At 41.4% G+C, this 24,555-nt stretch carries 21 protein-coding genes, 2 tRNA genes and 2 pseudogenes; 12 read left to right on the forward strand and 13 right to left on the reverse strand.

Annotated elements, in window-relative coordinates; translation table 11 throughout:
* Positions 1–38: 38 nt before the first annotated feature.
* From PGX00_RS05980 to lolB, 3 genes are all read right to left on the reverse strand, one after another.
* Positions 39–983 carry a ribose-phosphate pyrophosphokinase gene (locus PGX00_RS05980; RefSeq protein ID WP_272133669.1) on the reverse strand — a complete coding sequence of 315 codons (945 nt, stop codon included), beginning with the start codon at positions 981–983 and terminating at the stop codon, positions 39–41.
* 64 nt (positions 984–1,047) lie between these two features.
* A complete protein-coding gene (ispE, locus tag PGX00_RS05985) occupies positions 1,048–1,920 on the reverse strand; it encodes a 4-(cytidine 5'-diphospho)-2-C-methyl-D-erythritol kinase (RefSeq protein ID WP_272133670.1) in 873 nt (290 codons plus the stop codon).
* Complete coding sequence (gene lolB, locus PGX00_RS05990; protein ID WP_272133682.1) at positions 1,917–2,522, reverse strand: lipoprotein insertase outer membrane protein LolB; 606 nt, start codon at positions 2,520–2,522, stop codon at positions 1,917–1,919. Before lolB ends, ispE begins: the two co-directional genes overlap by 4 nt.
* 163 nt (positions 2,523–2,685) lie before the next feature.
* On the opposite strand from lolB, the gene hemA reads away from it, so the two are divergent.
* From hemA to ybaK, 8 genes and pseudogenes are all read left to right on the forward strand, one after another.
* A complete protein-coding gene (hemA, locus tag PGX00_RS05995) occupies positions 2,686–3,951 on the forward strand; it encodes a glutamyl-tRNA reductase (RefSeq protein ID WP_272133684.1) in 1,266 nt (421 codons plus the stop codon).
* Between the two features lie 8 nt (positions 3,952–3,959).
* Positions 3,960–5,048: a peptide chain release factor 1 gene (gene prfA, locus PGX00_RS06000; RefSeq protein ID WP_272133686.1), complete on the forward strand. Its 1,089-nt coding sequence runs from the start codon at positions 3,960–3,962 to the stop codon at positions 5,046–5,048.
* Between the two features lie 19 nt (positions 5,049–5,067).
* Positions 5,068–5,940, forward strand: a complete 873-nt coding sequence (gene prmC, locus PGX00_RS06005; protein WP_272133687.1) for a peptide chain release factor N(5)-glutamine methyltransferase — start codon at positions 5,068–5,070, stop codon at positions 5,938–5,940.
* 21 nt (positions 5,941–5,961) lie between these two features.
* Positions 5,962–6,345 carry a SirB2 family protein gene (locus PGX00_RS06010; protein ID WP_272133688.1) on the forward strand — a complete coding sequence of 128 codons (384 nt, stop codon included), beginning with the start codon at positions 5,962–5,964 and terminating at the stop codon, positions 6,343–6,345.
* A 3-nt stretch (positions 6,346–6,348) separates the two neighbouring features.
* Positions 6,349–7,158: a SirB1 family protein gene (locus PGX00_RS06015; protein ID WP_272133690.1), complete on the forward strand. Its 810-nt coding sequence runs from the start codon at positions 6,349–6,351 to the stop codon at positions 7,156–7,158.
* A gap of 24 nt (positions 7,159–7,182) precedes the next feature.
* A complete protein-coding gene (kdsA, locus tag PGX00_RS06020) occupies positions 7,183–8,034 on the forward strand; it encodes a 3-deoxy-8-phosphooctulonate synthase (RefSeq protein ID WP_272133692.1) in 852 nt (283 codons plus the stop codon).
* 336 nt (positions 8,035–8,370) lie between these two features.
* Complete coding sequence (ushA, locus tag PGX00_RS06025; protein WP_272133694.1) at positions 8,371–10,026, forward strand: bifunctional UDP-sugar hydrolase/5'-nucleotidase UshA; 1,656 nt, start codon at positions 8,371–8,373, stop codon at positions 10,024–10,026.
* 91 nt (positions 10,027–10,117) lie between these two features.
* Positions 10,118–10,590: pseudogene (ybaK, locus tag PGX00_RS06030) on the forward strand (Cys-tRNA(Pro) deacylase).
* A 51-nt stretch (positions 10,591–10,641) separates the two neighbouring features.
* Here ybaK and rluF read toward each other — a convergent pair.
* The 3 genes from rluF to PGX00_RS06045 form a co-directional block, all read right to left on the reverse strand.
* On the reverse strand, positions 10,642–11,634 hold the full coding sequence (gene rluF, locus PGX00_RS06035) for a 23S rRNA pseudouridine(2604) synthase RluF (RefSeq protein WP_272133696.1): 993 nt from the start codon (positions 11,632–11,634) through the stop codon (positions 10,642–10,644).
* An 82-nt stretch (positions 11,635–11,716) separates the two neighbouring features.
* Positions 11,717–12,298 carry a DNA endonuclease SmrA gene (gene smrA, locus PGX00_RS06040; protein WP_272133697.1) on the reverse strand — a complete coding sequence of 194 codons (582 nt, stop codon included), beginning with the start codon at positions 12,296–12,298 and terminating at the stop codon, positions 11,717–11,719.
* A 155-nt stretch (positions 12,299–12,453) separates the two neighbouring features.
* On the reverse strand, positions 12,454–12,594 hold the full coding sequence (locus PGX00_RS06045; RefSeq protein ID WP_272133698.1) for a DUF3149 domain-containing protein: 141 nt from the start codon (positions 12,592–12,594) through the stop codon (positions 12,454–12,456).
* Between the two features lie 340 nt (positions 12,595–12,934).
* Here PGX00_RS06045 and PGX00_RS06050 point away from each other — a divergent pair.
* The 3 genes from PGX00_RS06050 to PGX00_RS06060 all read left to right on the forward strand — a co-directional run bounded on the left by PGX00_RS06050 (position 12,935) and on the right by PGX00_RS06060 (position 14,720).
* Positions 12,935–13,011, forward strand: a tRNA-Pro gene (locus tag PGX00_RS06050).
* Between the two features lie 355 nt (positions 13,012–13,366).
* Positions 13,367–13,933: a GGDEF domain-containing protein gene (locus PGX00_RS06055; protein ID WP_272133700.1), complete on the forward strand. Its 567-nt coding sequence runs from the start codon at positions 13,367–13,369 to the stop codon at positions 13,931–13,933.
* Positions 13,934–14,643: 710 nt separating this feature from the next.
* A tRNA-Pro gene (locus tag PGX00_RS06060) sits at positions 14,644–14,720 on the forward strand.
* Between the two features lie 72 nt (positions 14,721–14,792).
* On the opposite strand, the gene PGX00_RS06065 is transcribed toward PGX00_RS06060, so the two are convergent.
* Together PGX00_RS06065 and PGX00_RS06070 are read right to left on the reverse strand one after the other, a co-directional pair.
* Positions 14,793–15,653, reverse strand: coding sequence for a TraB/GumN family protein (locus PGX00_RS06065; protein ID WP_272133701.1), 861 nt, complete (start codon positions 15,651–15,653; stop codon positions 14,793–14,795).
* Positions 15,654–15,676: 23 nt separating this feature from the next.
* Entirely contained in the window at positions 15,677–18,430 is a 2,754-nt protein-coding gene (locus PGX00_RS06070; protein WP_272133702.1) for a heavy metal translocating P-type ATPase, read from the reverse strand.
* A gap of 277 nt (positions 18,431–18,707) precedes the next feature.
* Between PGX00_RS06070 and gltX the strand changes: the two genes are divergently transcribed.
* A complete protein-coding gene (gene gltX, locus PGX00_RS06075) occupies positions 18,708–20,135 on the forward strand; it encodes a glutamate--tRNA ligase (protein WP_272133703.1) in 1,428 nt (475 codons plus the stop codon).
* Positions 20,136–20,327: 192 nt separating this feature from the next.
* On the opposite strand, the pseudogene PGX00_RS06080 reads toward gltX, so the two are convergent.
* From PGX00_RS06080 to PGX00_RS06100, 5 genes and pseudogenes are all read right to left on the reverse strand, one after another.
* Positions 20,328–20,820, reverse strand: a pseudogene (locus PGX00_RS06080) (Fe3+-citrate ABC transporter substrate-binding protein).
* 127 nt (positions 20,821–20,947) lie between these two features.
* Positions 20,948–22,177 (reverse strand): beta-ketoacyl-ACP synthase, encoded by a 1,230-nt coding sequence (locus tag PGX00_RS06085; protein WP_272133704.1) that lies wholly within the window; start codon positions 22,175–22,177, stop codon positions 20,948–20,950.
* On the reverse strand, positions 22,174–22,899 hold the full coding sequence (locus tag PGX00_RS06090; RefSeq protein WP_272133705.1) for a 3-ketoacyl-ACP reductase FabG2: 726 nt from the start codon (positions 22,897–22,899) through the stop codon (positions 22,174–22,176). Before PGX00_RS06090 ends, PGX00_RS06085 begins: the two co-directional genes overlap by 4 nt.
* Positions 22,896–23,360 (reverse strand): hotdog family protein, encoded by a 465-nt coding sequence (locus PGX00_RS06095; protein ID WP_272133707.1) that lies wholly within the window; start codon positions 23,358–23,360, stop codon positions 22,896–22,898. The genes PGX00_RS06090 and PGX00_RS06095 overlap by 4 nt, the downstream gene beginning before the upstream one ends.
* A complete protein-coding gene (locus PGX00_RS06100) occupies positions 23,353–24,546 on the reverse strand; it encodes a beta-ketoacyl-[acyl-carrier-protein] synthase family protein (RefSeq protein WP_272133708.1) in 1,194 nt (397 codons plus the stop codon). Before PGX00_RS06100 ends, PGX00_RS06095 begins: the two co-directional genes overlap by 8 nt.
* Positions 24,547–24,555: the final 9 nt, after the last annotated feature.

The raw sequence follows: 24,555 nt of genomic DNA on the forward strand, positions 1-24,555 counted from the left end.
ATAGTTTAGTTAGCGACTAAACACCGTTATTCGCTAAATTAGCTAAACATCGCAGAGATAGACTCTTCATTGCTGATACGACGAATCGCTTCAGCAAGCATGCTAGATAGAGTAAGTTGAGTGACTTTACCCGTCGCTGCCATTTCTTTAGAAAGAGTGATGGAGTCAGTAATAATAACTTGGTCTAATACTGAGTTCTTAATGTTTTTAGCTGCACTACCGGAGAAAACAGCGTGGGTTGCGTATGCAAATACGCGCTTAGCGCCACGTTCTTTAAGTGCTTCCGCTGCTTTACAAAGCGTACCACCAGTATCGATCATGTCATCAACGATAACACAGTCACGACCTTCGACTTCACCGATTAGGTTCATTACTTCTGATACGTTGGCTCTTGGACGGCGTTTGTCTACGATAGCGATATCGATATTTCCTAACGCTTTTGCTGTAGCACGAGCACGTACTACACCACCAAGATCTGGAGAAACAACAACAGGATCTTCAAGACCACGTGCTGCCATATCTTCTAGAAGAACAGGGGTGCCGAAGATGTTATCTACTGGTACATCAAAGAAACCTTGAATCTGCTCAGCATGAAGATCGATAGTTAGTACACGGTCAACACCTACGTTGGAAAGGAAGTCAGCAACAACCTTCGCAGTGATAGGCACACGGGCAGAGCGAACGCGTCGATCTTGGCGTGCATATCCAAAGTATGGGATTACAGCAGTAATACGGCCAGCTGAAGCACGGCGCATTGCATCAATCATTACTACCAATTCCATTAGGTTGTCATTAGTAGGGGCACAAGTTGATTGGATGATGAATACGTCACTACCACGAACGTTTTCGTTAATTTGAACCGCTATTTCTCCATCAGAGAAACGGTCAACAGTAGCATCACCAAGTGAAATATAGAGACGATCAGCAATACGTTGGGCTAGTTCAGGTGTAGCGTTACCAGCAAATAGCTTCATATCAGGCACAGTGGAAACCTCAGGGTTGCGTCCAGTTTTTAAATTAGGTTGGGTGTAAACCAGTTACTCTATTCTAGGATTTGTTGGTCAAAGAATTCTTGTAGCTAGTTAGTGCCTCATGCAATGGGGAGCAGTTTTTCCCTTTAGCAATAAAACTTGAGACAGTGTCAGGAAGTTTAGCACGAATCTTCTCTGCTTCGAATTTGTTATCAAACTCAGAAAACAGACATGACCCCGTACCAGTCAATCTCGACGGCGCGTATTGTAGCAGCCATGAAAGTTGCTTATCAACCTCTGGATAAAGTAATTGTACGATTTTTTCGCAATCGTTTTCGTGTGATCTAGTTAACAACTCCGCTATAGCTCGCTTTGGCGTATTTCTAGTCAGGTCAGGATGAGAAAAAATTTCTGCGGTAGGGATACTTACATCAGGCCTTACTACTAAATACCACTTTTCAAGTGGGGTTACTTTTTGCAGTTGCTCTCCCACACCTTCTGCAAATGCGGAGAACCCTTTCACAAAAATTGGGACATCAGCACCAAGCTTTAAACCTATCTCTGCGAGTTCATCGAAGGAGAGGTTGAGGTCCCATAGGAAATTTAATGCAACAAGTGTGGTTGCTGCATTGGAAGAACCACCACCAATACCTCCACCCATAGGGAGTATTTTGTCTAAATGGATTTCTGCACCATAAGATCCGGAGGTTTTTTGTTGAAGAGCTTTAGCCGCTTTCCATACTAAATTGCTTTCTACAGGAACACCCTCTAATTCCGGTGTCAGAGTGATTTCGTTAGAAGAATTGGCTTTGATAGTTAATGTGTCGCCATAATCTAAGAACTGAAATAAAGTTTGGAGCTCATGGTATCCGTCTGCTCTTCTACTGTTGATATAGAGAAATAGATTTAGTTTTGCAGGGGAAGGCCACGAAGTTGACTGAGATATCATGAATTTATTACCCATTTTGAAATCGCAATTTTAATTCGAGTGTCAGTGGAATGCAGAGTCATTTGATTAGGAATAGGTAGGCCATTGTAATCCTGATAACGAGTGTAATCTAATGTCCAATTACGGTTACGGTTTCTTTTTTGTAAAGAATTTAGCGTGTTAGTCTCGTTAAACTGGAAAGTATCAGCTTGAGTTGGCAGGCCAATTATCCAATATTTTAATTGGGAAACAGGAAATTCCAAACCTGTGAGCCTAGAAAATAAGACATTGGCATCTTTATCTTCGTAAATTTGTTCGTCACTGGTAACCACTTTGGATCCATCAGGTGTCATAGTGAGTGTTAACACGGTAGATCCAAACAGATTAATCAAACGAAGTTCGCTTTTGTTTTCGGTATGCTTCCAATAAAAATTTAAACTAAGGGTATCGTTTGGCCCGCGATAACCTAATTTTCCAGTTGCTTGAAATGAACGGATGTTCGATAAGCGTGTACTGTGATTCTCCCATTCAACATTAGTGGTTGAGTTTTCTGGGAGGGTGCTACAAGCAGAAACGAAAAAAAGTAGGCACGTACAGACAAAGTATTTATGTAATATTTTCATTATTGGTCAATAATCATGCAAATTTAGTAAGTCTTTAGGGGTAACTATATCATCTAAATCACGAACTCATAAAAACATCGCTCTGCCGCTCTTTCAATAAGTAGGCCCATCAAGTAAAATTCTTCCCCTTAATTTGTATTTTAACCCTGAGATTCTTTATTCCATGTCCTTGCTTGCTATTGGTATCAATCACAATACAGCGTCGGTTGAATTGCGAGAAAAGGTTGCTTTTTCCCCAGAGAAATTAGCTGAGGCTCACAAGCAACTGGAAGCAGATTCAAATATAAAAAGTGGCGTTATTGTCTCCACTTGTAATCGAACAGAGATTTATTTTGATGTAAAGCCAGCAAGTAGAGGTAAAGTGATTGATTGGATGACTGAATTTCATCAGGTTAAGCCTGAAGAGATCAAGTCGTGTCTGTATGTCCATGAAGACCAAGCTGCGATAAAGCATTTAATGCGAGTTTCATGTGGCTTAGATTCTCTGGTATTAGGGGAACCTCAAATCTTAGGGCAAGTTAAGCAGGCGTATTCAAGTGCAAGAGAGCTTAAGTCTGTTGATGGGACGATGGAAAAGTTATTTCAAAAAACCTTTTCTGTGGCAAAAAGAGTTCGAACTGAAACTGAGATCGGTGGCAGTGCTGTTTCGGTTGCTTATGCTGCTTGTACTCTTGCTAAACACATTTTCGAATCACTTTCTAAATCAACGGTACTACTAGTCGGTGCAGGCGAAACGATAGAACTCGTTGCAAAACACCTTTCCGACAATGGCTGCGAAAATATCATTGTTGCCAATCGAACTCGAGAACGTGCGCTGGGTTTAGCTAAGCAGTTTAATGCCGAAGTCATCAGCCTCGAAGAAATACCAGACCATCTGCATAGGGCCGATATTGTTATCAGTTCAACAGCGAGTCCTCTGCCAATTATTGGTAAAGGTATGGTAGAAACGGCGTTGAAAAAACGAAAACGTCAACCGATACTTATTGTCGACATAGCGGTTCCTAGAGATGTAGAGCAGCAAGTTGGCGACTTAAACGATATTTATCTTTATACTGTCGACGATTTACAATCTATTGTTCAGCAAAATATGGAACAGCGCAAAGTAGAAGCTATCCAAGCGGAGGCGATTGTCTCTGAAGAAAGTATCGCATTTATGACTTGGTTACGTTCTTTGCATGCGGTTGATAGTATTAGAGAGTTTCGCACTTCGGCTAATGAAATTAGAGAAGAACTTATTGCGAAAAGCTTACAGTCACTCGCGGCTGGTAGCGACCCTGAGAAAGTATTACTAGAACTGAGCAATAAATTAACCAATAGATTAATCCACGCTCCTACCCGAGCATTGCAAAGTGCAGCGGAGCAAGGTGATCCAGAAAAACTTTCTGTAATTAGGCAGAGTATAGGTCTAGACGACCTACAACAAAATTAAAGAAGATTATGAAACAATCCATTTTGACTAAGCTTGAAACTCTAGTAGAACGTTATGAAGAGGTTCAGCACTTACTTGGTGATCCTGACGTTCTTGGTGACCAAAATAAATTTCGCGCACTCTCTAAAGAGTATTCTCAATTAGAAGAGGTCACTAAGTGTTTCCAAGCGTATCAACAAGCCCAAGAAGATCTTGTCGCTGCTGAAGAAATGGCGATGGAAGATGACGCAGAAATGCGCGAGATGGCGCAAGAAGAGATTAAAGAGTCTAAAGCAGCAATCGAAAAATTGGCTGATGACCTACAGATTTTATTGATACCAAAAGATCCAAATGATGAGCGCGGTTGCTTTTTAGAAATCCGCGCTGGCGCTGGTGGTGATGAAGCTGGCATTTTTGCAGGTGACCTTTTCCGTATGTATAGCCGTTTCACAGAGAAAAAGGGATGGCGTATTGAGGTGATGAGCTCGAATGAATCTGAGCAAGGTGGTTATAAAGAGATGATCGCTAAAGTCAGTGGTGAAGGTGCTTTTGGTGTGCTTAAGTTTGAATCTGGTGGTCATCGAGTACAGCGAGTGCCAGCTACAGAATCGCAAGGCCGTGTACACACGTCCGCATGTACAGTAGCGGTAATGGCTGAAATTCCTGAAGCGGACCTTCCTGAAATCAAATCGGCAGATCTGAAAATAGATACTTTCCGTTCATCCGGTGCTGGTGGTCAGCACGTCAATACAACTGATTCTGCAATTCGAATTACACACTTACCAACGGGTACAGTTGTCGAATGTCAAGATGAGCGTTCTCAGCATAAAAACAAGGCTAAGGCTATGGCAGTTTTAGCGGCACGAATTATTCAAGCTGAGCAAGCAAGACGTGCTGAAGAAGTTTCAGATACTCGCCGTAACCTACTAGGATCTGGCGATAGAAGTGATCGAATTCGCACCTATAATTACCCTCAAGGTCGTGTATCTGATCACCGAATTAACCTGACGTTATACCGTTTATCGGAAGTAATGGAAGGTGATCTACAAAGCCTTGTTGATCCAGTAATTCAAGAGTACCAAGCAGACCAATTAGCTGCTCTTGCAGAACAAAATTAATCCAGGGTTTACCTTGTCTATGAAGAGCAATTTGTCTATTGAGGCAATACTAAAGGCGGCAATCATTAAGCTTGCAGAAAGCGGAAGTGAGTCGCCTTCTTTAGATGCGGCGGTATTACTTTGCCATGTTCTGGATAAACCGCGCAGTTATCTCTTAACGTGGCCAGAGAAGCAACTGACCGCTGAGATGCAAAAACAGTTTGATCTGTTTTTGAAAAGACGTCTCGTAGGCGAGCCTATTGCTTATATTACAGGTGAACGTGAGTTTTGGTCTCTACCTTTGATGGTTTCACCTTCAACTCTTATTCCTCGACCAGATACGGAACGTCTGGTCGAAGTAGCATTAAGTAAAGTGTCTAATAAGCCGTGCCAAATATTGGATCTAGGAACAGGAACAGGCGCTATTGCTCTTGCGATTGCCTTTGAATACCCTCAGCACACAGTAACTGGGGTCGATATCCGTGTTGAGGCAAAAGAGTTGGCTGAGAAAAACGCTAAGAAACTGGCAATAGATAATGTTGAGTTCTTACAAGGTAGTTGGTTTGAGCCATTAGAAAACAAGTGTAGTGACAGTGGAACAAAATTTGCTTTGATTGTTTCCAATCCACCTTATATCGAAAAAGATGATCCTCACCTTGTTTCTGGTGATGTAAGATTTGAACCAATGAGTGCATTGGTTGCCGAAGAAAAAGGCTTTTCCGATATACGTATTATAGCGACTAAGGCATTAGTTCATTTAGAAGATAATGGTTGGCTACTGTTTGAGCACGGTTTTGAACAGGCTCATGATGTACGAGAGTTAATGATATCTTTGGGGTATACCGACGTGTCGACTGAGCAAGATTATGCAGGTAATGACAGAGTTACCTACGGTCGATACGGTTCAATTTGATAAATATAAAGAGAAATCATAGTGTATTTTGCTTTAAAAAACATCCACATGCTATCTATCGCAATAAGCGCGATTTTATTATCTATTCGTTATGCGTTAATGATGGCAAACTCTCCAATGATAGAGAAGAAGTTCTTAAAAATTTCACCGCATGTTGTTGATACGGTTTTATTGCTTTCTGGTATTGGGTTGATATTCAGTTTAGGGTTCATTCCTTTTTCACCGGGTAATGAGTGGTTTACAGAAAAAGTGACCTGTATATTAGCGTATTTCGCATTGGGTTTCTTTACGCTTCATGTGGCTAAGAATCGCCTACTAAGAACCTTTGCTTTTTTTGGCGCATTAGGCTGGCTTTTGATGGCAGGTAAAATAGCGATAACCAAAGTACCGGCATTAATGGGGTAAGTTGTGTTTACATTATTCGATGAAGATTTAGATGGAATGGACATTGTTGAAGGGGCTTTAGCGCTCAATCATGCGATTAATTCCGATACAGACGTAGTTTGGGTAAAAGCCGAGTTAGCTAATCTATTGAGTGAGATAGAACTAGCATTGGTAAATGAGAGCGATGAAAAACAGAAATTTGATTCGTTTGTGCGCTACTTTTATTATGATCTAGGGTTTAAAGGCGATAGTGAAGCTTATTTCTCATCTGAGAATGTATTTATCGATACAGTATTAAAGCGCAGGAAAGGTATCCCAGTGAGTCTTGGCGCTCTGTTTCTTTATTTTGCTGGTAAGTTAGGCTTTCCGGTTGAAGGAATTACCTTTCCAACTCAGTTCTTGGTGAAATTGGCATGGCCTGATGAAAAAGTGCAATATATTAACCCGTACAATGGAGAGTATGTTGCTAAAAAGATTCTGACAGCGTGGCTTATAGGGCAGGAAGGTCCTTTGGCTAAGTTGAAGCCAGAGCATCTCAAAACCGCTGATCACCCAACGATTATTGGCCGTTGGTTGGCAGTGACAAAAAGCGCGCTATTAAGAGAAGAACGTTATACTTTGGCACTTAGATGTACTGATTTAGCGTTAACTTTTGTTCCAGATGATCCTTATGAAATCAGAGACCGAGGATTTATTTATCAGCAACTCGACTGTCATCAGATAGCAAAGTCTGATTATCAATTTTTTATTGACCAATGTCCGGAAGACCCCGCTGCTGAGTTGCTGAAAAGTCAGCTAAGGGCATTGGACTCAAATGTTATTACTATCCACTAGTTAATTAAAAATAGAGAGATGAAAATGGAACAAAAAATTGTTCATGTTGGTGACATTCCAGTAGCAAATGATAAGCCGTTTACTCTGTTTGCGGGAATGAATGTTCTTGAATCTCGTGATCTCGCTATGAAAATCTGTGAACACTATGTCACTGTGACAGAAAAGCTTGGTATACCATACGTTTTTAAGGCTTCTTTTGATAAGGCGAATCGCAGCTCGGTACATTCTTATCGCGGTCCTGGCCTAGAAGAAGGTATGAAGATTTTTCAAGAACTCAAAGATACCTTTGGCGTGAAAATTATTACTGATATACATACTGAAGCACAAGCCCAAATCGTTGCAGACGTTGTTGATGTTATTCAGCTACCAGCATTCCTCGCTCGTCAGACAGATCTTGTTGAAGCGATGGCAAAAACGGGTGCTGTGATCAATGTGAAAAAACCTCAATTTATGAGCCCTGATCAAGTGGGGAATATTGTTGATAAATTTGCAGAGTGTGGGAATGAAAAAATCATCCTTTGTGAGCGTGGTTCTTGTATGGGATATGACAACTTAGTTGTTGATATGCTTGGTTTTGGCGTGATGAAGAAAGTATCTAACGGAAGTCCAATTATTTTCGATGTGACTCACTCATTACAAATGCGTGATCCATCTGGTGCGGCTTCTGGTGGACGTCGCGAACAAACGGTAGAACTAGCCAAAGCGGGCTTAGCTACTGGAATTGCAGGTTTATTTATCGAAGCTCATCCAGATCCTGATAAAGCGAAATGTGATGGTCCATCTGCGCTTCCATTGGACAAATTAGAACCCTTCCTCGCTCAGATGAAGTCTCTAGATGACATGATAAAAAGTTTCGACCATATAGACATTAAGTAAAGTACAAGAACGAATCAATTGAACCGCCTCATTTGGCGGTTTTTTTGTGTTTTTATAAATATTATTGCATTTACATACTCACAGGTTTGCTAATCTTGATTTAAGATCGATATCATAGGTAACCGATTGCTTGTGACGACTTTTGGTTTTATGTGTAATAAATCACTTTCGTGCAAATAAAACTGTAATATAAAGGTGATCTATATTTCATATTTATGAAATTGTAATCAATGCTCTCTTCGAATAATCTAAACTTCTTCAAGTTTTTACTTGAAAAGTCATGATTCGAAAGCTTCAAGGCAGTGGATAATTCAAATTAAAAGAAAGGTACTAAAGATGAAGGAACGCTTAATACTTAAATCTGTGCTGGGTGCAGCAATACTAGCAACGTTGGCAGGTTGCGCTACGGGGCCAGCATGGGAAGAAGACCAAACTTATAAACTAACTGTTTTGCATACCAATGATCACCATGGCCGTTTCTGGTCAAATAAATATGGCGAATACGGTATGGCAGCACGTAAAACACTGATCGACGAGCTACGTGCTGAAGTAGCAGCAGAAGGTGGCAGTGTGCTGCTTCTTTCTGGTGGTGATATCAACACTGGTGTTCCAGAGTCAGATCTTCAAGATGCTGAACCAGATTTCAAAGGCATGAATAAACTTGGTTATGATGCAATGGCATTAGGTAACCATGAATTCGATAATGCGCTTTCTGTTCTTGATCAGCAAATTGCGTGGGGTGGCTTCCCAATGTTGTCTGCAAACATCTACGACAAAGAGACAGGTGAGCGTAAATACCAGGCTTATCAAATGTTTGACAAGCAAGGCATTAAGATTGCTGTTATTGGTTTAACCACTGAAGATACAATGAAAATTGGTAACCCAGAATTTATTTCTGGATTAGAGTTCCGTGATCCGAAAGAAGAAGCGAAGAAACTCATTGCTGAAATCGAAGAAAGCGAAAAACCTGACCTCATTTTTGCTGTAACGCATATGGGTCACTATGAAAATGGTAATCGTGGTGTGAATGCTCCGGGTGATGTCGCGCTAGCTCGTTACTTAGACGAAGGTTCATTAGATATGATCGTTGGTGGTCACTCGCAAGAGCCAGTCTGTATGGAAGGCCCTAACGTGATGAACAAATCGTTCAAGCCTGGTGCTGAATGTAAACCAGACAACCAAAATGGTGCTTGGATTGTTCAGGCTCACGAGTGGGGTAAGTATGTAGGCCGCGCTGATTTCGAATTCCAAAATGGTGAGTTAGAGTTAGTAAGCTATAACCTAGTCCCAGTAAACCTTAAGAAAAAAATCAAGGTTGATGGTAAGAGCACTCGCGTATTTATTCAGGACGAGATCGCTCAAGATCCAGAAATGGTCGCTTTCTTACAGCCATATCAAGATAAAGGTCAAGAGCAGCTAACAGTTAAAGTAGCCGAGTCCAACGCAAATCTGATCGGTGAGCGAAATATTGTTCGTTTCCAACAGACAAACCTAGGTCGCTTAATTGCAACTGCTCATATGGAGCGTGCGAAAGCTGACTTTGGTGTCATGAACTCTGGTGGCGTGCGTGCTTCTATTGAAGCTGGCGATATTACTTACAAAGATGTATTGACCGTTCAGCCATTTGCAAACGTAATTACGTACAACGACATGAAAGGTAGTGAAGTATTAGATTACCTAAACGTTGTTGCGACGAAACCCGTTGATTCTGGTGCTTATGCTCAATTCGCTGGTATTTCAATGACAGTAGAAAATGGAAAAGTGAGTGATGTTAAAGTTGGCGGAATGCCACTTGATATGAACAAAACATACCGCTTCACTGTGCCAAGCTTCAATGCTGCAGGTGGTGACGGCTATCCTAAGCTAACTGGTCATGCTGGCCATGTAAACACTGGTTTTGTTGACGCAGAAGTACTAAAAGCCTACCTAGAAGCAAATACGCCGCTAGACGTAAGCAAATTCGAGCCTAAAGGTGAGATGGTTTACAAGTAAGGTTTCAGCTTGACGATTCTTTAAGGAAAGTTGAAGATAAAGGCGATGCTACTGCATCGCCTTTTGTTTATTAAAATTCCTTGAGTAAGCCATGACACCAGCTATCAATCTTCTAAAAAAGAAAAAATACCGCATACCTTACATCAGTATAAGCATGACCCAAAGCATGAAAGCTATGGCTTAGAAGCGGCTGAAGTACTTGGGCTAGACCCCAATAAAGTATTTAAAACCTTGATGTTTTGTATCAATGGAGAGCCAAGGAATCTTGCAGTTGCCATTATTCCAGTAGAGTGCAAACTTAACCTTAAACATGCAGCCAAAGTAATGAAGGCCAAAAAGGCAGAGATGGCCGATGCTAATATCGCACAGAAAACATCAGGCTATGTAGTAGGGGGAATTAGTCCGTTAGGCCAGAAGAAAATATTGCCTACTTGTATAGATATAAGTGCTCAGAAACAAGAATCTGTCTACGTATCTGCAGGAAAACGAGGTTTAGACATTGAGATTTCGCCACAACATTTGTTAGAGCTAACCGATGGCGTGTTGGCTGAATTGACCGCGTAGTCATGTTGCAGACCATTACCAACATGAGTTGGCAATGGTCCTAATGCAGAATTACTTCTTTAAAGTAAGTGTGCCTTTTACTCGTTCAACGGGTTTGTTTTCACTTCGATTATTTGAGTTTGAGTGTGAAATAGAATTTCTTTTTCTTGGGGAATGGCGAAACTCGTCAGCATTATTACCTGAATAGGTTCTTGGTTTTTGATTTCTTCTTGCTCGTGAAGGCTGATTCTCTTCTCGGCTATCAAATAGCTTTGCATCGGTAGCACGACGGATCTTTTTCCCATCCGAATTTACTTTTGATGCTTCTTCTGTATTACTTGAATCACCGCTCATTTCTAGAATTTCAGTAACTTCAGCGTCGGTTAAGTAACGCCATTTTCCGTTTGGAATTCCATCGATGGTGATATTCATAATACGAACTCTGCGTAATTTAAATACTTCATAACCTAAAGCCTCGCACATACGACGGATCTGTCGGTTTAACCCTTGAGTCAGTACGATTCGGAACGAATACTTTGTCTCTTCTGTGACCTTGCAAGGTAGGGTTATCGTGTCGAGGATCTCTACGCCGGATGACATTTTTTCAATAAATGCTTTGGTGATCGGTTTATCTACGCGTACCACGTATTCTTTCTCGTGGTTATTTCCTGCTCGTAAAATCTTGTTGACGATATCACCATCGTTGGTCAGAAATATGAGGCCATCAGAAGGTTTATCTAAACGACCAATTGGGAATATACGTTGCTTTAATCCGATAAAATCAACAATATTTCCGGGGATATCTCTTTCGGTAGTACAAGTGATACCTGTAGGCTTATTCAGTGCAATATAAACGGCTTTCTGCTTTTGCTTGAGGGGTTTGTCATCAACAAGTACAACGTCATCAAGCAATACCTTAGTGCCCATCTCAGGAATAATACCGTTAATGGTTACTCTGCCACTATCGATAAGTCTGTCTGCTTCTCGACGAGAGCAAAAACCAGTTTCGCTAATGAATTTGTTTAAGCGTTTGCCCTGTGGATCTTGAGTTGTATTTTTTGACATGGTTTTCTCTGTTTCACAACGATGAAAACAGCAACGATAATATCGTTGCTGTGTATTGGTCTATTTTAGCATTAATCTGTATTTAACCTAGACGTTTTTGATGCCTTTCTCTATTTTCGAGTTTTTTCTCGGCGCTTTTCTTGAGCATGACATATACCGCGCCGGTGCCACCGTGAAATGTTTGCGCACTATGTACAGCCAAAACATCAGAGATTTGTGCTAACCAACTTGCAGTGTAACTTTTCATCATGGCTGGTGGGTTTGAGCGTTCACCTTTACCATGAATAATAACGACACTTCGAATATCCATACGTAAACACTGTCGAAGAAACTTCACAATTTCATCTCGGGCTTGTTGAAGTGTTCTCTTATGAAGGTCTAAGCGAGCCTGAATGGGGTATTTACCAAGTCTCAATTTTCGATAAACACCGTCTTGAACTCCGCTTCGCTTGAACTCAATAATGTCGTTTGGTTTTATCATTGGGGCGTGATCAAGAGAAAGGTATTCAGGCTGGTCTTCAGTTAGGCTCATTGCTGCTTCTCGACGCGCTAATTGAGCATCAGAAACATGGTGGTCTTTTTTTAATTCGGCGGTATCTTGTGCGAGAGGTTTTACACCGTCCATCATTTGTTGGAATAGGTCTAGGTCATCTTCCTGAGACATAATTGCATCTCACTCTGGCTAATACTAATGGATTGAGTATACCAGTTGGAAATGGAAGGTCATCAACTATTCATCGTGAACAAAACGACAGGCAAAGAAAAACCGGAGTAAATATTGTATTCACCCCGGAGCAATAGTTTAAATTGCTAAGCGATCTAGTGAGGAGATTTGTCGCTCACTATTTTGTAAATGAAATAGCCACCGAAAAATAGCATGATACTAAGTGTCACGAATATCACTATCATAGAAGATAGTCCTACCGCGTTTCCAAAAAGGAGATCGAGCCAAAAATCCATGTTCGTTCCTACAAAATAGCAATGACAGTGTTAAGTTATAGGTTGTGTGAATGTTAAGCCCTGATCTAGATCAATTGTGGATATTTAGTTAATGAGTTGTTTTTGTTGTTGTGTTTTTAGTCACATTTTAGTTAACGGTGTTGCTAAAGTAAGCAGTTGAACTGAGTCTGTGAAAAAGTGTGCGAAATGGCTTGCGTCTTAAAAAATAATGAGTAATATACGCTTCCGTTCTCGGTTAAAAGCAATCGAAACGATACTCGAAAATAGCGTAGTTTAGTCGCGAATTTCGGGTTTTGGAATAGCGGACCAGAGGGTCAGCATCCATACAGCAAAACATTTTCGGTGAATAGCGCAGCTTGGTAGCGCATCTGGTTTGGGACCAGAGGGTCGGGGGTTCGAATCCCTCTTCACCGACCATCTTAAAAAAGCCTCGTCTTATGACGGGGCTTTTTGCGTTTATTCGTTTACGCACGTTGCGAGTGTCATGCACTTATAATCGCGCCTGTCCCTGTTAGTAGTTTTGTTCAGTTGTTAGTGATCTCATATACACTTTGTGTCGAAAAGGTATCGAAATCACAGTAATTGGAGAAATAATATGCCTATACAAGCACCCTAGTTATACTAATAACCGATCCAATATGAGTGTTTGGAGAGTAAGAATATAAGAACCCATTACTCAACATTACTAATAACGAATGGGGTATTAATGTCATTTGAATAATGAGTTGCATTGGCTAAAATTATTGTAAGTATAACGTTACGGAGAACTAGCATGTTATCAACTAATGAAACATTATCTATGTCACAGAGTTCCTCTGATATTCCAAGCGCATATGACCCATTAACGGGACTTTATAACAAAGCACTCTTTATTCAGGTTATGGCATCTCTACTTTGTATTGCAAGGCGACAACACATGCCTGTGTCTTTATTAATAGTTAACATTGACTATGATAACATCGTTGATGAATACAGTTTGTCTGATACGAAAAATCTTTTAAAAGAGAGTGCGGATCTTATTAAGTCAGTTTTAAGAGATAGTGATACCTTAGCTTACTTTGAAGAAGATAAATTTGCCGTTTTACTATACAACTGTGACAACAAATCAACGACAATTCCGATACAAAGATTACGCAATCAGTTAGAAAGTAAACTGATTATTGGTGACAAGAAGGTTGGCATAACATTTGGATTTTCGACATTTGGTGAAAACTATAACTCAGATAGAGGACGACCAATAAAAGAAGTATCAAACTGTTTAGTTACCAACGCTTTACTTTCGCTTAATCATGCAGTTGATCAAAAACGGTCAGAAACAAGCTCGTTTAATTCAAATTAATCTAACCGTTTAAAAAGACGCTATTTAACGTATTTTTAGGCACTTCACTGCAGTTGATTAACCCATTCAACTGCCAAGCGGTCAATTGTAAAAAAAGCTCCTCGAAAGGCATGCAAGCCTCGTTGGTATAGGTCATCTATAGTTTCGACACCGTTCCAATGACCAAGCGTATACAATTTATTTGCTGCCCATGGGTAAGTTATCGGGCATTCTAATGAAGTAATAAATCCTTTAACCTCCCCTTAATGCTCTGGAATTAGCACCAACCGAGCTTGCCAACTATCCCGTAGATGAGGGCTTTTTCTCTGCGCATCAGGAGATACAGGCATCTTAATAAGCTTATCGTACTCAGAGAACTCTTCTACAACTTCGTACCTGATTTTGCTTTTTATCGGGGTTAGCCAATGAGTATTTGGTCCTGCTCCACGCCATGATTCTGGATAGTTCAGTTAAGCGGTAGCTTGTATTCACGATAAAACTCAGATTTGGGAAGCGGTCTCAGATAAATGTTGAGACCGCTTATGAATTACCTATAAGAGCGTTCTAGTCCTCTTACATGACCGGCATTACTTCTTATAGCGGGGATTATTACCTTCTAGTGCCTTGAGTAATATCGTTTTAAAACAAAGCGTTTTACATATGGTTGTCAATATTTTGTAGGCAAAGAAGAAGACAGACATAGAATGTCAGTTTATAATCTCAACCTATATCGGATGCTAGCGCAGCTTGGTAGCGCACTACTCTGGGGGAGTAGGGGTCAGCGGTTCGAATCCGCTGCATCCGACCAATTTTCTAATATTGTTGCCCTTGAGCGCTAGTGTATGGACGTTTCGTTAAAGAGGACAGTAGTTTAATGGGCTTAAAAACAATTGATATTACTTTCTGTCGACAGTTGTGAAACCGTAAATCCTTTTTCTGATAAGAGCTCGACTAGGTTTTCTTCTCCGACTAGGTGTAGGGCGCCCACAACCACCAAATAGCGGCCATCGGCAATAAACGAACTTGTGTTGAGCTTGTCGGCCCAGTCACGATTTCGTTGGTAAATAAATTGATCACCGAGCTCTTCTCCGATAGCACTTTGCAATGCCAATTCTGCAAGCTGTTGTTTATTACCTGCTTGCCAACTTTGTACCAAGCATTCACTGACTTTTACATTCTCTTGCCAGTTTTCAATCGTATCGGTTAACAATAACTGGCTTACTTCTGGATCGTTGGTAAAAAGTCCCAATTGGAACTCAATAGACTCTAAACCCAATATTGTTTTGTTTAGGTTTGTCGCTTGTTCTGTAATGTAGGTGTCTATCCCTAACTGTTGACTGAATCCCATTTTACTAAACTGCGAGATTTGTAAGGTAAGTGCGGTTTGCCAGGCAGGCGTTGCCAGAAAAGCTTTCGGACCAAAGCCTAATTGGCGGTTAATTTCTTCAAGCTGCTTTTTTTGCTCATCGTTAAGAACTTCGTTAGTTGATTTTGCATCAATGTTAAGCGAAGGCGTTTCATCGGACAGCTTTATCTCGGTAATAACCGCGTCACTATTTTGTAAGAATGTGGTGATAGCGTTAGGTAGAGGATACATCTGCTCATTACCCATATGTATCGATCCAAGTATCATTAACTCTTTATCACCCTTGATTGCTTTAAAATAGAGTGGCTCTGCCGCTACTGAATAGCTCAGCAGTAGAGAAAGAAGTGTCAGCGAGGTTTTAATTACAGTACTCATTTAGTGTCTCGTTTGTAGTAGGGCTACTTTACCTTGAAAAGCCTTAATCTATTGGCATTACTTACGACGGTAATTGAAGATAAAGCCATTGCTGCCCCTGCAAATACCGGGCTTAGTAGAAATCCAGATATAGGATACAGAACTCCAGCGGCAACGGGTATTCCAATTGAGTTATAGATAAAGGCACCAAACAGGTTCTGTTTCATATTTTTCACTGTTGCTTTGGATAATTCAATTGCGCTGTTGACGGCAATAGGTGAAGAATTTAATAACGTCATTTGAGCGCTTTCTATTGCCACATCCGATCCGCTGCCCATGGCTATACCAATATCTGCTTGGGCTAGAGCTGGGGCATCATTTATTCCGTCACCGACCATTGCCACGATCTTTCCTGATAACTGTAGCTTTTGAATGTGTTGTGCTTTTTCATCTGGGAGAACATTTGCAATTACCTGTTTGATACCGATTTCTTTTGCGATTTTTTCAGCAACTACTTGGTTGTCACCACTCAAAAGTACTACATTAATTTTGTTCGATTTTAGAAGCGAGATGGCCTCAAGTGAATCCTTTTTAAGTGGGTCAGAAACCGCCATTAATCCTGCAAGCTGTTGGTCGATGCTGATGGCTATAATCGTCCAGGCTTTGGATAGGTAAGGGGTGATGAGCTGTTCATCAATTTTAGTGCCTAGTGAACGGATAAAATTAACCGAACCTACGGAAACAGCGGAGCCCGCTACTTTTCCGGTTAGCCCTTTTCCGCGGTAGTTTTGTATATCGGTTGCAGCAACTAATGCGGTGTTTTTCTCTTTAGCAAATTGACACACGGCTCCAGCTAATGGGTGTTCAGAGTGACTTTCGAGTGCATAAATAGATTGTAAAAGAGATGCTTCAGCCATGTTGTTAAGGATTTCAAATCGTTGAATAGAGGGCTTACCTAGTGTGAGAGTGCCAGTTTTATCAAAGACAACGGTATCAACCTTACTGGCGTTTTGTAGCACATCGGCATCTCTTATTAATATGCCTAACTCAGCGGCTTTACCAACACCAACAGTAATTGATAGAGGGGTAGCGAGTCCAAGGGCACAAGGACAAGCAATGATCAAAACAGTGGTAGAAACGATCATCATATAACTGGCTTTAGGGTCTGGGCCGACCCACCACCAAACAAGAGCAGCAAGAATCGCAATACATACGACAACAGGCACAAATACGGCTGAAATCGAGTCAGCAAGTTTGGCTAACGCTGGTTTACTGCTTTGTGCTTGACGAACCAGCTGAATGATTCGAGCGAGCATAGTTTGGTTTCCAATGCCTGTTGCTTGAATAGATAAGCTCCCATCATTGTTTATGGTACCTGCAGAGACGCTGTCTCCGATAACTTTTAGCTTGGGAATGGGTTCGCCAGTTAGCATCGCTTCATCAACGTATGATTCGCCTTCAACCACGTTACCATCTACGGGTATTCTTTCTCCTGGTTTAATGAGAAGTCGCATGCCTTGTTTGATTGACTCAATGGGCATCTGGATGTCCTCACCTTCCTGTCGAACGGTGGCGGTTTTTACCTGAAGTCCAATTAAAGATTGTAAGGATTCTGTGGTGCGTAGTTTTGCTTTTGCTTCGATATAATGACCAAGTGAAATTAGACCAATAATCATAGCACTAGCTTCAAAGTAAACGTGTCTCGACGCGGCAGGGAACCATGTAGGGGCAATAACAACAAGAATCGAGTAAAACCATGCGGCTCCCGTTCCAAGAGCAACTAAGGTATCCATGGTCGCTCGTTTATGGATTAGCGATTGCCATGCATTGATATAGAAATTTCGACCAGCTGTTGCCAACAAGAGTAGACAGATAAGGCCAATTATCCCCCAAGCCGTTTGGTCCGTGGCGTTTCGTATCATCATATTGCCACCCAATAGCCCCCATAACATTAATGGAGCACCAACGGCCAGAGCGATAATGGCACTTTTTTTGTGGTGTGTTTGAGCGTTAAGGTATGCAGCTTGGAGTTCTGCTTGTTGACTGGCCTCGTCTTCAATAATAGAGGCACTATATCCAGCGTCTTTGATGGACTTTAATAATGAACTGCGAATCGTATCATCAACCTCTGTTGATACCATTTTTGTTAGTACAATGGCACTTTGTTCTGCGAGGTTAATTTGCGCTTTTTGGACGCCATCAACGGCTAGACAGGCTTTTTCTACTGAAGCGACGCAACTTGCACAGGTCATTCCTTGCAAAACAAGATTGAGGGTATTGGATTGTGAAGATGCAGGTATTTTGTCTGGTTGCGTCCTATTGTCTTGACTGGATTTTTTGGTTACTTCTATATCGTTAGCTATAACGGGTCCTATGGCTGTTGGTTTTTCTAGTTCTAGAATATTGTGCTCGTCGATTTTTGGTGTTGCATTAAAGCCTAGGCTTTCGACTATCTCAATAATGGCATCTTGATCTAAAGTGGTAAGCAGAGCGAGCGATTCTTTTGATACTTCAAACCGGGCTATCTGTGAATTTGTCGCTAGGCTTTCACGAACTTTTCCGACACATTTTCCGCAACTTAATCCAGATAGATTTAAAGCTATCTGGTTGCCAGCTTGATACTTATTTTTTTCTATCTCAGTGACGATATCTAGTAACGGCCTAGAGGTCTTAACGGACACCGATGTTTTATCAATAGACAAAATGTCGGTATCTGACAAATGTGTCAGACTATCGGTGACTTTTTTAACGCATTTTCCGCAACCTAAACCGCTAAGAGGAATAGTAAACTGAGTCATAATTCTTTCCAAATCCAAACTGTTGCCTTAAAGATAAACCTTTACCCTAAGGTAACGTCAACACTTTCCTTGCTAAACTGCCGTGTAGACAAAACGAATTATTGAGATGAATAGCCACACGGTGCTAAAATACCGCCACTTTTGTCTTTACCCGTCATACTTGAAGTTGCATCGTTGTTGATGGCGCTCGCTTGTCGCCTAGCTGCAATACCAACTATTTTGGGTAATTATCTACGCAGCATTTTGGCTGCACCTTTAATTTTCTAAGGTATTACTAATGACGGTTAAAACTCGTTTTGCTCCTAGCCCTACAGGCTATCTTCATGTTGGTGGTGCACGTACAGCACTTTACTCTTGGTTATTTGCTAAAAGCCAAGGTGGTGAATTTGTTCTGCGCATTGAAGATACTGATATAGAACGTTCTACTCAAGAAGCGGTTGATGCCATTCTTGAAGGTATGAAGTGGATGGGATTGGAATGGAATGAAGGCCCTTATTATCAAACCAAGCGTTTTGACCGTTACAATGAAATGGTTGATCAATTACTTGCTGAAGATAAAGCATACAAATGTTACGCATCGAAAGAATTGTTAGATGAGATTCGTGCGGAGCAGGAAGAAAATAAAGAGATGGCACGCTACGATGCCAATCATCCTAAAATTGTTGCCGTTAATGCAGCTGCTAAAGATGGTGGCCCATGTGTCATTCGTTTTCGTAATCCGAAAACTGGTAGCGTTGTCTTTGATGATCAAATCCGTGGCCGAATTGAGATTGGCAACGAGCAGCTAGATGATTTAATTATTCGTCGTACTGATGGTTCCCCAACGTATAATTTTTGTGTCGTCGTTGATGACTGGGATATGGGAATTACACACGTTGTTCGTGGTGAAGACCATATTAATAATACTCCGCGTCAAATTAATATTTACGAAGCGTTAGGTGCTCCTATTCCGACTTTTGCACATTGTGCAATGATTCTGGGTGACGATGGTGCGAAATTATCTAAGCGTCATGGCGCAGTGAGCGTAATGCAGTATCGCGATGAAGGTTACTTACCTAATGCATTGAATAACTATCTTGTTCGGTTAGGCTGGTCTCATGGTGATCAAGAGATTTTCTCTCAAGAAGAGATGATTGAATTATTTAGCCTTGATGCAATCAGTAAATCGGCTTCTGCCTTTAATACTGACAAATTAAACTGGTTAAATAACCATTATATTAAGTCTTCAGATCCTGCATATGTGGCAGAGCATTTACAGTGGCATTTAAATAGCCAAGGCATCAATAAAGAAAATGGCCCAGCTATTGAAGAAGTGATCACGTTGGTTGGTGAGCGTTGCAACACGTTAGTTGAGCTTGCTAGCCAATCTCGCTATTTCTATGAAGATTTTCAAGAATTTGATGCTGGCGCAGCGAAAAAACACCTTCGTGGTGTTGCTAAAGGACCTTTAGAGTTGGCGCTAAGCAAAATAGAAGCCCTTGAAGATTGGTCGACAGAAAATTTGCACGGTGTTATTGAACAAGTATGTGCAGAGCTAGAAATCGGCATGGGTAAAATTGGTATGCCTCTTCGTGTAGCGGTAACTGGTGGAGGTCAATCACCTTCAGTTGATGTGGTTATGCAGCTTATTGGTAAGGAACGTGTAACGGCTCGTATCAATATGGCGTTAGCGTTTATTGCCCAACGTGAAGCGAACGCGCAATAAATAATACCAAAATGAGTCAGTTTATGGTCAATATGAAAGTAGCTCCGCAGGCACCCACATTGCTGATGCGTTACTTTTTTGATTGGTATTAGATAGGCTGAATGTCATAAGTAAAAACACCTCACAAATGTGAGGTGTTTTTATATGAGACGAAAGGGTGTTTTGTTTGTTTTTGTATTGAGTGAAACCAAACTATTTCAGGTCGATACTGTTTAATCTTCCCATAAACAACAGGAGATCAATATTCTCTTTGTGTGCTTCTAGTAATGCCCGTTTGGCTTTGGAATAGGCCGCGAGTTTTCCGTGCTTATCAATAGAGCAGACGGTACTACGATAATTGAACTTTCCATCACCTAAGTATTCGCGCCACTTGGCAATATAATAGCCTTGACTTGTTTCAGGGTCTTTCGATTTGTAGATGATTTTTGGTTCTAGATCGTGAGGGAGACGAGTCATTAAGTAAGGGTCTTTTAATAGTCGATTCCAAAACTTCCCCACATTTCTTTACCCAGCTCGTTTCTCTTTTGTAGCGCTTTTTCTAGTGCTTTTTTTCTCCAATCCGTATGAAGCCCACTGAACGATGCAATATGGTATCGTCCGGTGTATGGATATGGATTTTGTAAGCGGTCTTGCCTTTAGAAATAAAGCGGTGACCAGTATTGGATGTTAAATTACTTTTACTCATTATATTGGCATCTAATGATACATCTGTTATTTATAAATAGTATGTCATTCAGAGCGAAATATGAAGTAACAGACAGTAAAAATGCCTTGCTGTTAACAAGGCATTTTATTATTTTCAAATAAATCAATTAGTTGTATTTCTTAAAAATTAGAGAAGTATTGATGCCACCAAAGGCAAAATTGTTACTCATGAAGTATTCACACTTCATTTCACGTCCAGTTCCCGTTATATAGTCGAGTTTTCCACAACGCTCATCCAAATTCTCTAAGTTAAGTGTTGGGCTAAACCATCCTGAATTCATCATTTCAATGCTTAACCAAGCTTCGATTGCCCCACATGCTCCTAAGGTATGACCGAAATAACTTTTGAGAGAGCTAATCGGCGCAGCGTCACCAAAAATATTGGCTGTTGCATTACTTTCTGCAATATCACCTCGCTCGGTCGCTGTGCCGTGGGCTGAAATATAATCAATTTTGTTTGGTTCTAAGTTAGCGTCTTCAAGTGCCATTTCCATACACAACTGCATGGTTTCCATCTGAGGTTGAGTGACGTGTGCTGCATCGCAGTTACTAGCAAATCCAATTAATTCAGCATAGATCTTCGCACCACGAGCAACGGCATGCTCATACTCTTCTAACACGAGCGTTCCTGCCCCTTCGCCGATTACTAGACCATCTCGGTCTGTATCGTAAGGTCTTGGCGTCGTTTTAGGTGCGTCATTTTTAAGGCTGGTGGCAAATAGCGTATCAAAGACGGCTGACTCAGTAGGACATAGTTCTTCACCTCCACCCGCTACCATTACGGTTTGATAGCCGTGCTTAATGGCTTCGTAGGCGTACCCAATGGCTTGACTACCCGAAGTGCAAGCACTACTGGTCGGAATGACTCTGCCTTTAAGACCAAAGAAAAGCCCAACGTTCACAGCGGTGGTATGTGGCATCATTTGTACATATGTTGTTGCTGTAATCGCCTTGGTTGTTTTTTCATTTAGCATTACACCAAACGCGCCGACTGCATCGGTACTGCCCGTTGAAGAGCCATACGCGACACCGGTTCGTCCATTGGTTAATATATCATTGCCCAGTAAGCCGCTTTGAGTAAGGGCGTTCTCGCTGGCTAGTGTGGCAAGTTTAGATACACGTCCCATAGAACGTGTTTTTTTACGGGTGTAATGCTTAGGGAGTTCAAAATTCTCGATTGGGGCGGCTAGCTTGGTATTTAAACCATCGTATTGTTCAAAATCTTGCATGTACACAATGGCGTTCTCGCACGCTTTAAGCTTTGACTCTACGGTTTTCCAATCACTCCCTAAGGCAGTAACCCCCGCCATTCCAGTGACAACAACACGACGACTCATATTAAGCCTCCATTGATAGAAATAACTTGTCTAGTGACATAAGCGGCGATATCTGACATAAGGTAACTAACTAAACCTGCGACCTCATCGGGCTCGCCCATTCTACGTAAAGGAACTTGTGGCAATGCATGTTGTTTAACCGTCTCTTCAACCATTCCAGTATCAATTAAACCAGGAGCGACACAGTTTACTGTGATTTTTCTCTTAGCTAATTCCAATGCAAGGGACTTTGTTGCTCCGATTACGCCTGCTTTAGCTGCGCTGTAATTTGTTTGCCCACGGTTTCCCATAATGCCGGAAACAGAGGCAAGGGTAATGATGCGCCCGCCCTTTCGTTTTTGAACCATTGGCATAACGCAAGGATGTAGAACATTGTAAAAGCTGTCTAGATTGGTGTGAATTACGCCGTCCCACTCTTCTTCTGTCATAGCAGGAAAGGCGGTGTCACGTGTGATCCCTGCATTGTTCACAACACCATAATAGGCACCATGTTGGTTGATATCAGCTTCTAATGTAGATTTACACTGTTGGCGGTTACTGATATCGAACTGTATTAATCGGCCTTCACCACCAGCCGCTTGAATCAATGACAGCGTTTCATGTGCACCCTCTTTATCGCCCATATAATGAACGACAACGGTAAAGCCATCTTTTGCTAACTGAACCGCGATTGCTTTGCCAATACCTTTACTGGCACCTGTAACGAGTACTTGTCTGCTCATGTGCGATCCTTCATTTTCATTTCTTGTAGTTTTTCTTTGCTAGGTACATATACATTGAGTTGGCAATGAGCAATTTCGTTGCCTTGATGCTCGATTCTGCCACTAAAAACCGCCATTCCATTATTTTCCATTATTTGTTCCGCGTAGACATCAAGAATTGAGCCTTCGGAAAACTGGTCGACAGACACATTGTAGCGACGACTTCCCAATAGAAAACCAATAGGTGAGTCATCACCTTTTAGGCTTGCGTGATAGCCAGACCAAGCGGATATGGATTGAGCCATAAATTCGATACCGACATAGGCTGGAATTGAACGAGACTCTGGGTTAAAAAACAAGTTACTTTCTTTTACGGTTACTCTGCAGTGAATGCTCTCTTTTTCAATGCTAACGGCTTCGTCCACGAATATCATGGGCGTTGCGTGTGGTACTAGCGTTTCAATTGGTGGTAATTTATTCATTCGCGTACCCAAAAATAAGGCTGATATTGTTCCCACCAAAGGCAAAAGAGTTGCTTAATATTGCTTTTTTTGGTGCTAAATATTGGTGTTCTTCGATCAGTTGGATAGGTAAATCATCATGTTCACCATCGTTAATTTGAATTGGAAGCTGCAAATTATAGGTTAAAATGTGCCAGCTTATTGCCGCTTCAACAGCGCTGGCGGCTCCTAGAGTATGACCAGTCAGAGGTTTAGTTGAACTGACGGGTACATGGTCAAATACACGAGAAATCGCTTTACTTTCCATCGCATCATTTAGTGGGGTAGCAGTACCATGAGCATTGATATAGCCAATGTCACTTGCATCTAGCTGAGCGTCGTTTAACGCTTTTCCCATCGCTTCTATAGCGCCTATTCCTTCAGGGTGTGGTGCTGAAATATGATGTGCATCAGAACTATCACCAGCGCCTAAAAGTGCAACTTTTGAATCGGTCTCTTCTCTTGAAAGGAGCATGAATGCGGCAGCTTCACCAATATTGATGCCATCTCTGTTTTTACTAAAGGGGTTACAATGTGTCGTTGAAAGGGCATCTAAGCATCGAAAACCGTTAAGAGTGAGCTTACATAATGAGTCAACACCTCCTACGATGACAGCATCAACTAGGTTTGCTTTTAGCATTCTTTTGGCGGATAAAAAAACGCGACCACTTGAAGAGCACGCTGTCGATATTGCATAGCAGGGCCCTTCAAGGCTGAAATATTCGGAGACAAACTCTGCAGGATTGCCCAATTCTTGTTTGCTATAGTGGTATTCAGCAGGAAACGAACCAGATTTGAATAGGGTATCTAATGCACTTTCACCGTCAGAGATACCGGACGTGCTGGTTCCGATAATAACAGCCACTCTTTCATTGCCATAAGTTTCAATAGCTCTAATTACATCATCATGTATCTGCGTCAAAGCGGAAAGCGCCAGACGGTTATTACGGCTATTAAAATGTTTAAGGTGCTTTGGTAGTTCAGGTAATGCATCATTCACTTTACCTACTACCGTAGAGCAACCGTCATTGAGGACATTGTCCACAACCACCATGTCAGGTGACTTATTATCTAAGAGCCTTTTGTGTATCTCTTGTTGGCTTTTGCCTAGTGCGGAATGAAAACCGCAGGCTTGGATATAAATAGGGTATTGTTTACTTATAGTCATTTTCTGTCT

The organism is Vibrio algarum, assembly GCF_028204155.1.
Taxonomy (GTDB): Bacteria; Pseudomonadota; Gammaproteobacteria; order Enterobacterales; family Vibrionaceae; genus Vibrio; species Vibrio algarum.